Source organism: Bartonella sp. MU70NMGDW, assembly GCF_042194085.1.
GTDB classification, from domain to species: domain Bacteria; phylum Pseudomonadota; class Alphaproteobacteria; order Rhizobiales; family Rhizobiaceae; genus Bartonella; species Bartonella grahamii.
The window spans coordinates 20,186-33,710 of record NZ_JBHIMK010000003.1 but is presented as its reverse complement, the minus strand read 5'-3'; the positions used below and the strand labels follow the sequence as shown (position 1 = coordinate 33,710).

The following is a 13,525-nucleotide window of genomic DNA, read 5'->3' as shown; positions in this document are numbered from 1 at the left end:
CTAAAAACTCTCACGCAACCACTGACCAACACGCTGAAAATACCCACGCGTGCCCATCGATAAATGATTTCCTGCCGCCTGCATTGTTTTTTCTTCAAAACCCACCAATTGCGGATAAATTAACAACCCAACAGCAGATGTAAACGCCGCCCCTTTTGCAAGAGAAGGAAGCCTCGAAATACCTAAAGGCCGCCCGATACGAACATTTCTTCCTAATATAGTACGTGCCATTTCTGGCAATCCTGTTAACTGGCTTGCTCCCCCAGTCAAAATAACACGTTTACCAATGATGTGACCAAAACCAGAACGATTTAAACAATCACGGACCATTTCTAAAATTTCTTCAACACGCGCACGAATGATACGCCCAAGAACCGCGCGAGGATATTGAGTTTCACGCTGTTCATTCCCAATTTCTGCTACATTAATCATTTGCCGCTCATCAGCGCTTGTTAGAAGTGCTGAACCATAAACAACTTTTAAACGTTCCGCCTCTGTTAAAGACATAGAAAATCCGCGCGCAACATCAAGAGTGACATGATGCCCCCCAACAGCAAGAGCATCCGCATGAATAAATTTTCCCTCAAAAAACACTGAAAATGTTGTTGTTCCACCACCAAAATCAATACATGCAGCCCCTAAATGCGCCTCATCATTCATCAAGACAGCAAGACCACTTGCAAAGGGAGTAGCAACCATTGCTTCAACACTCAAATGTGCACGATTAATACAAGTTTCTAAATTACGCAAAGAAGCTGTTTCTGCTGTTACCACATGCACGTCGACACCAAATGTTTCCCCCGCCATACCAATAGGATCAGAAATTCCTTTATCTCCATCCAATACATAAGAAACTGGAACTGAGTGCATAACATGACGTTCAGCATCAAAAGCCTTACGCGAAACATCTGAAAAGGCCATACGCATATCACGCTTGGTGACTTCACGACCATTCAAATGGACCTTTCCATTAATCAAAGCACTTTGTAATCGACTTGAGGAAAAATTCACAATCACTGAATCCACCACCAAGCCAGCCATTTTTTCTGCCGCATCAACAGCCAATCTTATTGATTGTTCTGCTGCAAACATATCCATGACAACACCAGATTTAATACCGCGTGAACGCTGCACTCCAAAGCCTAGAATTTCCGTAGAATGTGTACGACCATGTAAATAGTGCGCATGCTTCAAAGGACGCAAACAAGCAATAAGACAAACAATCTTACTTGAACCGACATCAAGCACCGTTAAAAAACGTGTTTTACGCCCTCCCAGATGATGTGATCTAAGCAACATCATGGGTTTCCTGCCTTTCGTGCCTTTAAAATACGTTCTTCTTCTGCTACAGTAGCGTTATAACGCTCCAACGTTTCATCTGACAAAGAAACAGTAATTCGATCAGCAAGACGTAAATCAACACTGAGAATATCGCGCGATAAAAGATCCTGCATTGTACCGGACGAAATAAGAGAGGAAAGCCTTTCAAGTGCACCATTTTCAGGCAACATAACGCGCATTCCATTATCCAAAACAAGATCCCAACGTCGATTACCTACCCGCACAAAAGCACGAATACGATCATATACTTCTGGATAAACTGACAGCGCTTGAATAAATCCTTTAGCAGCATTTTGCGCACCCTGCCCCACCACAAGAGGCAAATCCCGAGAAATTTCTCCTTTAAAGGGTACAATGACGCGCCCCGTATTATCAACAATATCCATTATGCTATCATGTTGCCAAATGGCATAGGGTTCACGCTCCACGATGGAAATGCGCATTCTATTGGGATAAATTTTCTGAACATTAGCCGATTGCACCCAAGCCTGTTTTTCCAAAAGAGAACGTGCTCTTTCAACATCAAAAGTGAATATAGAAGGCGCAACATCAAGTTTTAAAATTTTAAAAATATCCTGCTTTGTTAAGCGCTTATTACCGCTTATATCGACATGAGTGACCACAAAACTACTATCCAATATGATCGTATTTACGATCACAGCCATCTGACCACTCGATGAAAGTCCATAAAAAGCCGTAACCAAGAAAAACCATACAACAGCAAAAGAGCCGAAATGGCGTGGAATATGAATATTGACAAAAACAAACTCAGACATAAACCGAAGAAAACGACGATAAAGACGTGGCAAAGCCGGCACTGAAAGCACCTCCATCGGAACATTTGTTTTATTAACATTCAACGCATACATGATGCGTCCTCCACCATCCATTGAACAATATCGCCGTAAGTACGGCCGCTCGCTTTTGCAATATCAGGAAGAAGAGACGTCGATGTCATACCGGGTTGCGTATTAATTTCAAGCCAAACCAATTCTCCCGTTTTCTCATCAAAACGAAAATCAGAACGGCTAACACCTCGACACCCTATCGCCTGATGGGCTGCTAAAGACATTCTTTGCACACTTTGGTAAATATTTAGTGAAAGTTGTGCAGGACAAATATGAAGAGAACCACCCATTTTATATTTCGAGTCATAATCGTAGAATGGAAAGTGTTTATCGGGAAGAATTTCACACACATCCAGCACTTCATTCCCCAAAACAGCACAAGTCAATTCACGACCAGGAATATATTTTTCAATCATCACCTCATCGGCATATCCCCACTCAGCTCCCCCAATATTATGCGGCGGCGCAGCTTCATCCCCCTGAACAATGACAACACCAAAACTTGATCCTTCACACACAGGTTTAATTACATAAGGAGGCTCCATGGGGTGTGTTTGTCCCAAAGCAAAGCGGCTCATGATACGAGAAGGAGCAACACAAACCCCAACATTTTCAACGATAATTTTTGCACGTCCCTTATCCATTGCCAAAGCGGATGCCATCACACCAGAATGGGTATAAGGAATTTTTAAATATTCAAGAATCCCCTGAATCCGACCATCTTCACCAAATGGACCATGCAATGCATTGAAGACAATATCGGGCTGCAACTTTTCAAGAACAGAAGCAATATGAGCGTCAACATCCACGCGGCTCACGCGATACCCCTGCAGCTCTAGAACATCAGCACAAGCCGCCCCTGAAGATAAACTTACAGACCGTTCAGAAGAAAAACCTCCCATTAACACAGCTATATGTTTATCTCTCATAATAAATCACCCTCTTTCGCATACTATATGTAGTCTATATAAAATACATCAGCACCACATACAGAAAAAACAAGGTTTATCCTTGCGAATCAATAACCTAGCATTTTGCATAATGAATCAGACTCAAAAGCCTGATGCAAGAGATTCTTTGTTAATTTATTGATTCTTAATAGAAATTTTTTATTATCTCTTTGAAATGACTCAATTTTTTATTTGCACTTTTTTAGTGAACAATAAATCAATGAAATGGATCAAAAGGAGAAACACTTCGACCACGCTCAAATTGACCGATACGCTCTATTTCCCACTGTAAAAGGTGGGCTGAATTTGCAAAAACACGCGCACGCACTGTTTCTCCCAATGCTTCAAGATCATATCCTGTTGCTTGCCCTGTATTAATCATAAAATTACAGTGCATTTCACTCATTTGAGCGCCACCAATCCGTAAACCACGACACCCTGCTTCATCAATCACGCGCCACGCAGATCCATTCTCAGGATTTTTGAAAGTTGATCCTCCTGTCTTTTCACGAATAGGTTGTACAGTTTCTCTGTGGAGGGAAACTTCATCCATAGCAGCACGAATATCATCTTTATTACCAAGTTTTCCTTCCAATAAAGCAGCTGTAAAAATAAAATCTTTAGGAATATCACAATGGCGATAGGAATAATGCATATCTTTCAAACTCAAGATATGACGTTGTCCTTTACGATCCAGCGCATAGACCTCGACAACACGCGCTGCGGTTTCAACACCATTCGCCCCAGCGTTCATTTTGAGAGCTCCTCCAAGAGCACCAGGAATACCATGATAAAAATGAAAACCTGCAACTTCTGCCTTTAAAGCGGCAGCAGCTAAATGTTTATCCGCCGTACCAGCACCAACTAAAAAGCCTTTTGGAGAAACTTGCTGCACTTGCCCAAAATTTTTTGGCGAAAGACGAATCACAACACCAGGAACGCCCCCATCACGCACCAGAAGATTAGAACCAATTCCCACAATTGTTACAGGGATAGATTCAGGAAGATTTTGCAGAAAAACTGCTAAATCTGCCTCATCAACAGGCTGATAAAAAAGCTCTGCCAACCCGCCCGTGCGAAACCACGTTACCTTACGCATTTCAACATTAGGTGTAAGTTTGCCTCTCACGCCACCCAACAGCGGTTGCAATTGCGCCAATAGCGCCTCACCATCAATGTGCTGAAAATTTATCATGACCATCCAATACCGCTAACTGATGAGGCAACGCACAAGCCCATTGTGTGATATTGCCAGCACCAAGAAAAACAACATAATCCTCTGCCTGAGCAAGTTTTGAGACAAGAGACACGACATCTTCCAGACTATGTATCAAGCGCACATCACGATGACCCGCCATTTTAATATGCTCTACCAATTCTTGAGAACCAAATCCTACAATAGGCTCTTCACCAGCCGCATAAACAGGCGTAATCAACACTGTATCTGCATCATTAAAACAAGTAGAAAAATCATCAAATAAATGATACAAACGTGAATACCGATGGGGTTGTGCAATCGCAATAACACGTCCTTTTGCACTCTCACGTGCTGCACGCAAAACAGCCTTTATTTCAACAGGATGATGTCCATAATCATCAAATATTTCAATACCCCGCCAGCTTCCTGTTCGCGTAAAACGCCGTTTTACTCCGCCAAATTCTGCTAAGCCCCTTTTTATAGCTTCATTTGAAATGCCAAGTTCATGCGCAATAGCAATAGCCGCCGTTGCATTAGCAACATTATGCTGTCCTGCCATGGGCAAAAGCAAATTTTTCAACTCAATCTTTCTTCCTGTTTTGCGTGAGCGAACAAGAACATCAAAATGCGTTTTTTGACCATCCATCGAAAGATTAAGAAAACGAACATCCGCTTGTGGATTTGCACCATAAGTAATCACCCAACGATCATCAATACGGCCCGCCAATGACTGAACCTCTGGATGATCAAGGCACAAAACAGCAAAACCATAAAAAGGAACATTTTCTACGAATTGCCGAAAAGCCTCACGCACAGCATCAAAACTTCCATAATGATCTAAATGCTCAGCGTCAATATTAGTAATAACAGCAATATCAGCAGGCAGCTTTAAAAATGTACCATCACTTTCATCAGCTTCAACAATCATCCAATCGCCATCTCCTGTACGAGAATTCGTACCATAAGCATTAATAATACCGCCATTAATCACCACTGGATCAAAATGACCAGCATCAAGAAGAGCTGCGACCATTGATGTGGTGGTTGTTTTACCATGTGTACCACCCACCGCAATTGCACGCCGAAACCGCATCAGCTCCGCCAGCATTTCTGCACGTCTGACAAGCGGTAAATGTCTTTCCTTTGCAGCAATATACTCAGGATTTGTTTTTTTAACGGCAGTAGAAAAAACAACAACCTCTGCATTCCCTAAATTTTCAGCACAATGACCTATATGAACGTTAATTCCTTTTCTCCGCAAACGTTCAACATTTGCACTCTCAACTTGATCTGACCCTTGAACTTTATAGCCAAGATTATAAAAAACCTCCGCAATTCCACTCATACCGATCCCCCCAATTCCGATAAAATGGATAACACCTATATCAAGTGGCATTTTCATTAAAAAGCTCCTCTTTTATATCTGACAACAATCGCCCTGCAATTAAGGATTCAGCCATATCAGCAAGGCAACTGGTTGCATGAGGTTGCCCAACTTTTTTTGCAGCAAGCGCTTGTTTTTCTAATAAATGGGGCGCACAACAAGCGTGCATTAAAAGAGAAGAAAGCTTTTGTGCATTTAAATCTTTTTCTGATACAATTTGCGCACCACCTACACGAGCAAGCAGAGCTGCATTGGCAGCCTGATCATGATCTAAAGCATGGGGATAGGGAACAAGCAAAGCAGGTCTACCAATCACCGCTATCTCACAAACAGATGAAGCCCCAGCGCGCGACAAAATAAAATGGGCATGTGCCATACGTTCAGCCATATCATCAAAAAAAGGAGCTACCTCTGCTTGTACACCCATATCACGATAGATTTTGATCAACCCTTCTGCCTCACCTCGAACTTGCTGCACAATTCGTAAACGTTTACGGTTTTTATCATCGAATAAAGCAATAGCTTCTGGAACAATATGTGAAAAAGCAGAAGCCCCTTGGCTACCTCCAAAAATCAAAAAATGAAATGGCTCTTCACCAGTTGAGGGATGATAAGGAATTTTGCCCGCCTTCAACACAGCCTCACGGACAGGATTCCCCGTGAAAAGTATTTTATGAGCATAAGCGCCATTTGGCGACAACAAACCACCAGCGATTGCACGCACAAAAATTGCCAACATCCGATTGGCACGCCCCATAACAGCATTTTGTTCATGAATAAATGTTACACGCCTCGTTAAGGCCGCAATAAAAAGAGGAGGAAAGCTCGGATACCCCCCAAATCCTCCAACAAGAACAGGACGTAATTTATAAAACAACGCCAACGATTGCCCCATACCCCTTAGCAAAGACCAAAACGTCTTTATCAGAGCAAAAGGATGGCGTCGTGTAAATGTTGCCGATGAAACGATATGAATATGCTCTTCATCAAAGCACCGAACAAAAGGTCGTGCTCTTTCATCTGTTATTAAATGAACATCATATCCACGCTGCCTTAATTCAACAGAAAGGGCTTCAGCAGGAAAAAGATGTCCACCTGTACCACCAGCCACCAAAACAATAACTTTTTTATCATTCATAAGGGGTATCCAAGACAGAAGAGGAAGAAAAAGCTGAAAGGCGTGCTTCTGGCCAACGACGTGTTAAACTGAGCAAAATGCCCATTGAAAACGCAATCGCCACCATCGAAGAACCACCATAAGAAATAAAAGGCAATGTCATGCCTTTTGGAGGAATTAAGTGAAGATTAACGGCCATATTAATCGCTGATTGAAAGCCAATCATCATTGCTATGCCAGTAATACCAAGACGTATAAAGGAATCACGTGTATTCATGGCTATATACAATGAACGCATAACGATAAAGCCAAAAAGCATCATAATTAATAAACAAAGGATAATACCATATTCTTCAGCAGCGACGGAAAACACAAAATCTGTATGGCTATCAGGAATGATACGTTTTACTGTTCCCTCCCCAGGACCTTGCCCAAACCAACCACCATTCAAAATAGCCTCACGTCCTACATCCACTTGAAACGTATCCCCTTCACCTGTCAAAAAACCATTGATACGCTCGCGCACATGATGCAGAAAAAGATAAGCTAAAATAATTCCTACAACGCCTAAAATGAGAAAGAGAAAAATAATGGTAAGAGGTACACCAGCAATAAAAAACAGCCCCCCCCATGTTGCACTTATTAAAACTGTTTGTCCAATATCAGGCTGCAAAACCAGAAGCACACAACAAATGGCATAAAGTAGAATCGCTAACGTATAACCCAGAATTCCCCTCCTGCGTATCTGTTCTGAAAAAAGCCAAGCAGACATAACCACAAAAGCTGGCTTCATAAACTCTGAAGCCTGTACAGAAAAACCAAATAGCTGAATCCACCTCCGTGCTCCCTTTAATTCTGGACCAAAAAATAAGGTTGCAACCATAAGAGCAAGCGTTACAATGAGCAAAAGAGCACATAAACGACGAATATTAGAAAGCGAAAAAAAAGAAATGGTAACCATCGTAAAAAATGCTGAAATGCTAAAAATGATATGCCACCGAACAAAATAAAAACTATCAGCAATTCCGATTTTTTTTGCAATAATAGGGCTGGCAGCAAAAGATAGCATAATGCCAATACCCATTAAAATTAAACAAGCTGCAAAGATAGAGCGATCAATCGTCCACCACCAATTAGCAATTGGATCTCTATCTGCGCGCGTAACCATGGTATCCACCTTATCCATTTTATAAATTATCTTAAAGTGATATGGTTCCCCAGCCTATTTAACAAACACTTTAAAAACTAAATTACACAAAAAAAGATTCTGGAGTCTTAACGCAAAAATATTTTTTTATAACTGATGCTTTTTTATTGTAACTGCATCACAAAAGAGACAAATGCTTCACCTCGCATTTCATAATTTTTAAATTGGTCATAACTTGCACAAGCAGGTGACAAAAGAACCGTCACCTCTTTTTCCTTACAACCCATTGCGTCAACAGCTGCTTCATGCACCGCATTTTTCAAAGTTAAGCTCATAGAAAAGGGAAAAGCAGATCCAATGGTGCGGGCAAATTCTTCCGCCGCGCTCCCAATCAAATAGGCTTTACGAATTTTAGGAAAAAATTCTCTAAGAGACTCTATTCCTCCCTGTTTTGCCTCTCCCCCAACAATCCAAAAAATATCATTAAAGGTGGAAAGCGCAGGAGCTGTTGCATCTGCATTAGTCGCCTTGCTGTCATTGATAAACAAAACCGCCCCCATTTTACGCACCTGCTGCATACGATGATCCAGCCCTTTATAGCTTGCTAAACAGTTCTCTATATGTGGATCGGTTATTTTTAAAGCCTGCAACGTTGCTAATGCCATAAGGGCATTTTGCGCATTATGACATCCGCGCAAAGCAGTCATAGACGCCAGATCTGCAAGCATATGACGCTGTCCTTGACAAACAGAAAAGAGCTTAGTCCCATCTGCATAAAAACCATTTTCAACAAAATGATCCTTGGAAATTGCCCAAATTTTCTTCCCCTCATGAAGCAACTGTTGATATAAAACCCGACAAGCTGCATCATCAACTGAAATAAAAGCCTGAGAAGCCTGAGCAATCAGATGCCTTTTGGTTTGCACATAACAGGCAAAACTCCCATGTCGATCAATATGATCAGGTGTCAAATTCAATAAAAGTCCAATGGTCGGCTGAAGAGAGGGAGTAAGATCAATTTGAAATGATGAACATTCAATCACATAGATACGTTTTTTAACAAATGGCTTAAGCGTCAATATTGCCTTTCCAATATTTCCCCCCATCTGCACATCATAGCCCATTTTTTCCAACAAATGGGCAAGTAAAGCCGTTGTAGTTGACTTCCCATTCGTCCCCGTAATCGCAATGAAAGGAACATCTTGGTCACAAAAACCATAATGCTGTAAAAAATGCTGGCGCGCACGAACAAATAATTCAATATCACCGATAATTTCTATATTTTTTTTTCGTGCTTTTTCAACAACCCAATGGGGTTGAGGACAATTTAAAGGAACTCCAGGAGCTACAATCAATGCAACAAATTCTGACCAATCTTCATAACGGAGATCTCGCGTTGGAATATTGTGCCGAAAAGCCATTTGCACGCTTGAAGGACTATCATCCCACGCCACCACTTCTGCACCGCCACGCATCAATGCTTGTGCCGTTGCTAGTCCAGACTTCCCCAATCCAAATAAAGCAACTTTTTGTCCTTTATAACACGCAACAGAAATCAAAATCTCACCGCAATTTAAGTGTTGAAAGACCAATAAGAGCAAGAACAATTGAAATAATCCAAAAGCGTATCACGACTTGGCTTTCAGTCCAGCCTTTTTTCTCAAAATGATGATGTATCGGTGCCATAAGAAACACGCGTTTTCTCGTTAATTTGAAATAACCAACCTGAATAACGACCGAAAAAGCTTCCACAACAAAAAGCCCACCAATAAGAGCCAAAACAATTTCGTGCTTCGTAGCGACTGCAACAGTCCCTAATAATCCTCCAAGAGCCAACGAACCAGTATCTCCCATAAAAATAGCTGCAGGTGGTGCATTAAACCATAAAAAACCAAGCCCTGCCCCAACAACAGCTCCCAATAAAACAGCCAATTCACCTGCTCCCGATACATAATGGATTTGGAGATAATCAGCAAAATTCATATTACCAGAAAGATAAGCAATCAGAGCAAAAGATAAGGCTGCAACCATCACAGGAACAATAGCAAGGCCATCAAGTCCATCCGTCAAATTAACCGCATTACCCGTCGCGACAATAACAAAAGCAGAAAAAGGAATAAAAAACCAGCCCAAATTGATAAGATAATCTTTCAAAAAAGGCAAAGCGAATCCAGATGAGCCAATTTTCAGGATGACAAAAGCAGCAATTGCGGCAACACAAAACTCCAAACTTAACCGTGCTTTCCCAGAAAATCCTTTGTCTGTTTGTTTTGTGACCTTAAGATAATCGTCATAAAATCCAATTGCCCCAAAAGAAAGCATAACCAATAGCGATACCCAAAAATAAATATTCGATAAATTACACCACAAAAATGCCGATACCACAATGCCAGTTAAAATCATCAATCCACCCATTGTAGGTGTTCCAGCCTTTTTAAAATGTGTTTGAGGACCATCCGCACGAATCGGTTGCCCCTTACCCTGCCGCAATTTAAGAGAAGCAATGATGCTGGGTCCAAACAAAAAGACGATGAGCCCCGAAGTAAGCATAGCCGCTATCGTGCGAAAAGTAATGTAACGAAATACATTCACACCTGGAAGCCAATCACTAAACGAAGAAAAAAACAGCATCATGGTACAAAAAACCTCTTAAAACTATGAAGAAACCGCTTTATAGCGGTCAAGCAATGCAGTCACAATATTTGATGAACAAAGGCTATTGGATGATTTAACCATAAGCAGATCCCCAGAAGAAATTTCTGCTAAAAGGAGAGATAAAATTTTCTCAATATTTTCAGCATAATGAACCTTAACACCAGCAGACAAATCACTGACTAAAGATTTCATCGCCTCACCAAATAGAAAAACCGGATTAGCACCGGAAAGACGTATTGGCTTTATTAAATCACGATGAAGCTTTTCACTATACTCCCCTAACTCTAGCATATCTCCTAAAATAGCAATTCGCCGCCCCTCTTCCCCGACTGGTCCTGTAGCAAGAAGCTCAAGCGCAGCACGCATAGAAGCAGGATTTGCATTATAGCTTTCATCAATGAGATAAAATTCACCCCCATTTGATAAAGACAGTCGATAACGAACACCTCGCCCCTTTTGAGAAGAAAAATGGCGAAAAGAAAGAAGAACAGGCTCTAACTCAACTCCCATAGCATCACAAGCAGCAATAACCCCTAAACTATTTTGCACAATATGGCGTCCGGGAGCACCAATTTGAACCTCCCTATCCCGCTCCCTAATACGTACAATCATAGAAGAACGATCAGTTAGAAGACGTATATCTCGTGCTTGATAATCAGCATTTTTGCTCTCACCAAAGCTTAAGATATTCTTTACACCGCATTTCTTTGCTTCTTGAACGAGATAAGAAAAAAAATCACTATCCGCATTTAAAATGGCAATGCCTTTCTCATCTAATCCTTCAAAAATTTCAGCTTTTGCCTTTGCTATTTCTTCAAGATTTTTGAAAAAACCCATATGTCCTGCACAAATATGCGTAATGAGAGCAACATGCGGACAAACCAGTTTGACCAGAGGGCGAATTTCATCTCTATGATTCATGCCAATTTCAAAGATACCATAATCACTCTCCATAGGCATCCGCGCTAAAGTGAGTGGAACCCCCCAGCAATTGTTTAAAGAAGCGAAATTCGCATGAACATTCCCAGTCGTTGCAAGTGCTTGTTTCAAGGCTTCTTTTGTCGTTGTTTTTCCCACCGATCCTGTTATCGCGATAATCTTAGCTCTTGAACGTTTGCGTGCAGCTTGTGCAAGTTTTTCTAAGGCTTGCAAAACATCAGGAACAACAATAAGCGGGGCCGATATCTTTTTCATATCCCTCAAACGGTGTTCCGCAACGATAAGAACGCCTGCACCTCGTTCATAAGCTTGCGCAGCAAAATCATGACCATCAAGATGATGCCCTTTAATGCAGAAAAAAATATCACCTTCCGCAAGAGTACGACTATCAATGGAAACCCCAGAAAAAGTTTCTGGCATGCTTCCCATTACAACACCATTAATTGCAGCAACAAGTGCTTGCTTATCCCATAAAGCTGTCATTTCTTTCGGTCCTCTAAAGCTTCTATCGCTTTCAAACGATCTGAAAAAGGATACGTTGTCTGCCCTATAATTTGGCCATCCTCATGACCTTTTCCAGCAATGATGAGTGTATCACCAGCTTTCAAAAGCTCCACCGCATAAGAAATAGCCTCACCACGATCTGCTATCTCTATTGCTGTTGGCACTGCCTGTAAAATATCCTTGCGTATTTTTTCTGGCATTTCTGTGCGAGGATTATCATCCGTTACAATAACAATATCCGCTTTATCCGCCGCAATTTTTCCCATCAAAGGTCTTTTTCCTTGATCACGATCTCCTCCACAACCAAAAACAACAATCAAACGCCCTTGCGTAAAGGGACGAACAGAAAGCAAAACCTGCTCCAAAGCTTCTGGTTTATGAGCATAATCAATATAAACAGGCGCATTATTTTCTGTCTTTCCGACAAATTCTAACCGCCCAGGCGCCCCCTGCAAAGTTTCAAGCGCAGAAAAAACCTTACGAGGTGAAACACCCGTTACAATTGCTAACCCCGCTGCCATAAGCGCATTGGCTACCTGAAAATCTCCAGCCAAAGGCAAATCAAATGTATAAATATTATTTTCCACACGACACTCAATACACTGTTTTGAGCGTTGATGTTCAACACGATTAATCGTGATAAATTGCCCCTTACGACCAATTGTCAAGACACGGCGGCGCGCTTGTGTAACAACATCAATAACCTTTTGTGAATAAACATCATCAGCAAAAATCAAAGCAGGAGCAGATACAGGCAAAAGTGTATCAAATAACTTCATTTTAGCCCGCAAATAATCCTCTACCCCCGTGTGATAATCCATGTGATCTCGCCCTAAATTGGTAAAGGCACCAGCCGTTAAACGAACTCCATCAAGTCGTCCTTGATCAAGCCCATGCGAAGATGCTTCAAGGGCTGCATGCGTCACACCTTCATGAGAAATTTCACAAAGAAGACGGTGCAAGGCAACCGGATCAGGTGTTGTGAGAGAACCATAAACATTCCGTTTAGGAGAAACAACACCAACCGTTCCTATACTCGCAGCACAAAATCCAACATGAGTCCAAATTTGCCGAATAAAAGAAACAACAGATGTTTTACCACTTGTACCAGTCACAGCAACGACCGTTTCAGGCTGAGAACCGTAAAAACGTGCAGCTGCCAACGCTAAACTATGACGAACATTAGAAACACGTAAAATGGGAACAGATAAATCCTCAAGAACAGCATGACAATCTGTAACAATTGCTCGTGCGCCACGCTTTATCGCATCATCTATATAGTGCCTTCCATCACTTTTTTTTCCTTGAACAGCGACAAAAACATAGCCTGGCAAGACTTGTCGAGAATCTGCACTGATTCCTGTTATTTCCATTGAAGAAAGATTCTGATCTTCAAGACATTCTGTAAAAACTGTTCCAAACAACATAACGCTGCACCTTTG

11 protein-coding genes are annotated in these 13,525 nt (G+C 41.5%); all 11 read right to left on the bottom strand.

All coding sequences use genetic code 11. The annotated features are described in order from the left end of the window. Positions 1-1,302, bottom strand: a complete 1,302-nt coding sequence (gene ftsA / locus ACFIKE_RS00650; protein WP_375648154.1) for a cell division protein FtsA — start codon at positions 1,300-1,302, stop codon at positions 1-3. After that, positions 1,299-2,210: a cell division protein FtsQ/DivIB gene (locus tag ACFIKE_RS00645; RefSeq protein WP_375648153.1), complete on the bottom strand. Its 912-nt coding sequence runs from the start codon at positions 2,208-2,210 to the stop codon at positions 1,299-1,301. The genes ftsA and ACFIKE_RS00645 overlap by 4 nt, the downstream gene beginning before the upstream one ends. Further along, positions 2,198-3,118, bottom strand: coding sequence for a D-alanine--D-alanine ligase (locus ACFIKE_RS00640; RefSeq protein ID WP_375648152.1), 921 nt, complete (start codon positions 3,116-3,118; stop codon positions 2,198-2,200). Before ACFIKE_RS00640 ends, ACFIKE_RS00645 begins: the two co-directional genes overlap by 13 nt. Before the next feature lie 238 nt (positions 3,119-3,356). Next, the gene (gene murB / locus ACFIKE_RS00635; protein ID WP_375627073.1) at positions 3,357-4,334 is read right to left on the bottom strand and encodes a UDP-N-acetylmuramate dehydrogenase; all 978 of its coding nucleotides are present in this window, start codon (positions 4,332-4,334) and stop codon (positions 3,357-3,359) included. Continuing rightward, the gene (murC, locus tag ACFIKE_RS00630; protein ID WP_375648151.1) at positions 4,312-5,739 is read right to left on the bottom strand and encodes a UDP-N-acetylmuramate--L-alanine ligase; all 1,428 of its coding nucleotides are present in this window, start codon (positions 5,737-5,739) and stop codon (positions 4,312-4,314) included. The genes murB and murC overlap by 23 nt, the downstream gene beginning before the upstream one ends. Next, positions 5,723-6,859 carry a UDP-N-acetylglucosamine--N-acetylmuramyl-(pentapeptide) pyrophosphoryl-undecaprenol N-acetylglucosamine transferase gene (locus tag ACFIKE_RS00625; protein ID WP_375648150.1) on the bottom strand — a complete coding sequence of 379 codons (1,137 nt, stop codon included), beginning with the start codon at positions 6,857-6,859 and terminating at the stop codon, positions 5,723-5,725. Before ACFIKE_RS00625 ends, murC begins: the two co-directional genes overlap by 17 nt. Then, entirely contained in the window at positions 6,852-8,006 is a 1,155-nt protein-coding gene (locus ACFIKE_RS00620; protein WP_375626128.1) for an FtsW/RodA/SpoVE family cell cycle protein, read from the bottom strand. The genes ACFIKE_RS00625 and ACFIKE_RS00620 overlap by 8 nt, the downstream gene beginning before the upstream one ends. Positions 8,007-8,149: 143 nt before the next feature. Beyond that, positions 8,150-9,544 carry a UDP-N-acetylmuramoyl-L-alanine--D-glutamate ligase gene (murD, locus tag ACFIKE_RS00615; protein ID WP_375648149.1) on the bottom strand — a complete coding sequence of 465 codons (1,395 nt, stop codon included), beginning with the start codon at positions 9,542-9,544 and terminating at the stop codon, positions 8,150-8,152. Between the two features lie 4 nt (positions 9,545-9,548). After that, positions 9,549-10,619 carry a phospho-N-acetylmuramoyl-pentapeptide-transferase gene (mraY, locus tag ACFIKE_RS00610; protein ID WP_375626132.1) on the bottom strand — a complete coding sequence of 357 codons (1,071 nt, stop codon included), beginning with the start codon at positions 10,617-10,619 and terminating at the stop codon, positions 9,549-9,551. Positions 10,620-10,640: 21 nt separating this feature from the next. Then, positions 10,641-12,062 (bottom strand): UDP-N-acetylmuramoyl-tripeptide--D-alanyl-D-alanine ligase, encoded by a 1,422-nt coding sequence (gene murF / locus ACFIKE_RS00605; protein ID WP_375648148.1) that lies wholly within the window; start codon positions 12,060-12,062, stop codon positions 10,641-10,643. Beyond that, positions 12,059-13,510, bottom strand: a complete 1,452-nt coding sequence (locus tag ACFIKE_RS00600; RefSeq protein WP_375648147.1) for a UDP-N-acetylmuramoyl-L-alanyl-D-glutamate--2,6-diaminopimelate ligase — start codon at positions 13,508-13,510, stop codon at positions 12,059-12,061. The genes murF and ACFIKE_RS00600 overlap by 4 nt, the downstream gene beginning before the upstream one ends. Positions 13,511-13,525: the final 15 nt, after the last annotated feature.

Excerpts from the sequence above, each read along its gene's own strand:
- ftsA (WP_375648154.1), bottom strand. The coding sequence starts at position 1,302 with ATGATGTTGCTTAGATCACATCATCTGGGAGGGCGTAAAACACGTTTT.
- ACFIKE_RS00645 (WP_375648153.1), bottom strand. The coding sequence starts at position 2,210 with ATGTATGCGTTGAATGTTAATAAAACAAATGTTCCGATGGAGGTGCTT.
- ACFIKE_RS00640 (WP_375648152.1), bottom strand. The coding sequence starts at position 3,118 with ATGAGAGATAAACATATAGCTGTGTTAATGGGAGGTTTTTCTTCTGAA.
- murB (WP_375627073.1), bottom strand. The coding sequence starts at position 4,334 with ATGATAAATTTTCAGCACATTGATGGTGAGGCGCTATTGGCGCAATTG.
- murC (WP_375648151.1), bottom strand. The coding sequence starts at position 5,739 with ATGAAAATGCCACTTGATATAGGTGTTATCCATTTTATCGGAATTGGG.
- ACFIKE_RS00625 (WP_375648150.1), bottom strand. The coding sequence starts at position 6,859 with ATGAATGATAAAAAAGTTATTGTTTTGGTGGCTGGTGGTACAGGTGGA.
- ACFIKE_RS00620 (WP_375626128.1), bottom strand. The coding sequence starts at position 8,006 with ATGGTTACGCGCGCAGATAGAGATCCAATTGCTAATTGGTGGTGGACG.
- mraY (WP_375626132.1), bottom strand. The coding sequence starts at position 10,619 with ATGATGCTGTTTTTTTCTTCGTTTAGTGATTGGCTTCCAGGTGTGAAT.
- murF (WP_375648148.1), bottom strand. The coding sequence starts at position 12,062 with ATGACAGCTTTATGGGATAAGCAAGCACTTGTTGCTGCAATTAATGGT.
- ACFIKE_RS00600 (WP_375648147.1), bottom strand. The coding sequence starts at position 13,510 with ATGTTGTTTGGAACAGTTTTTACAGAATGTCTTGAAGATCAGAATCTT.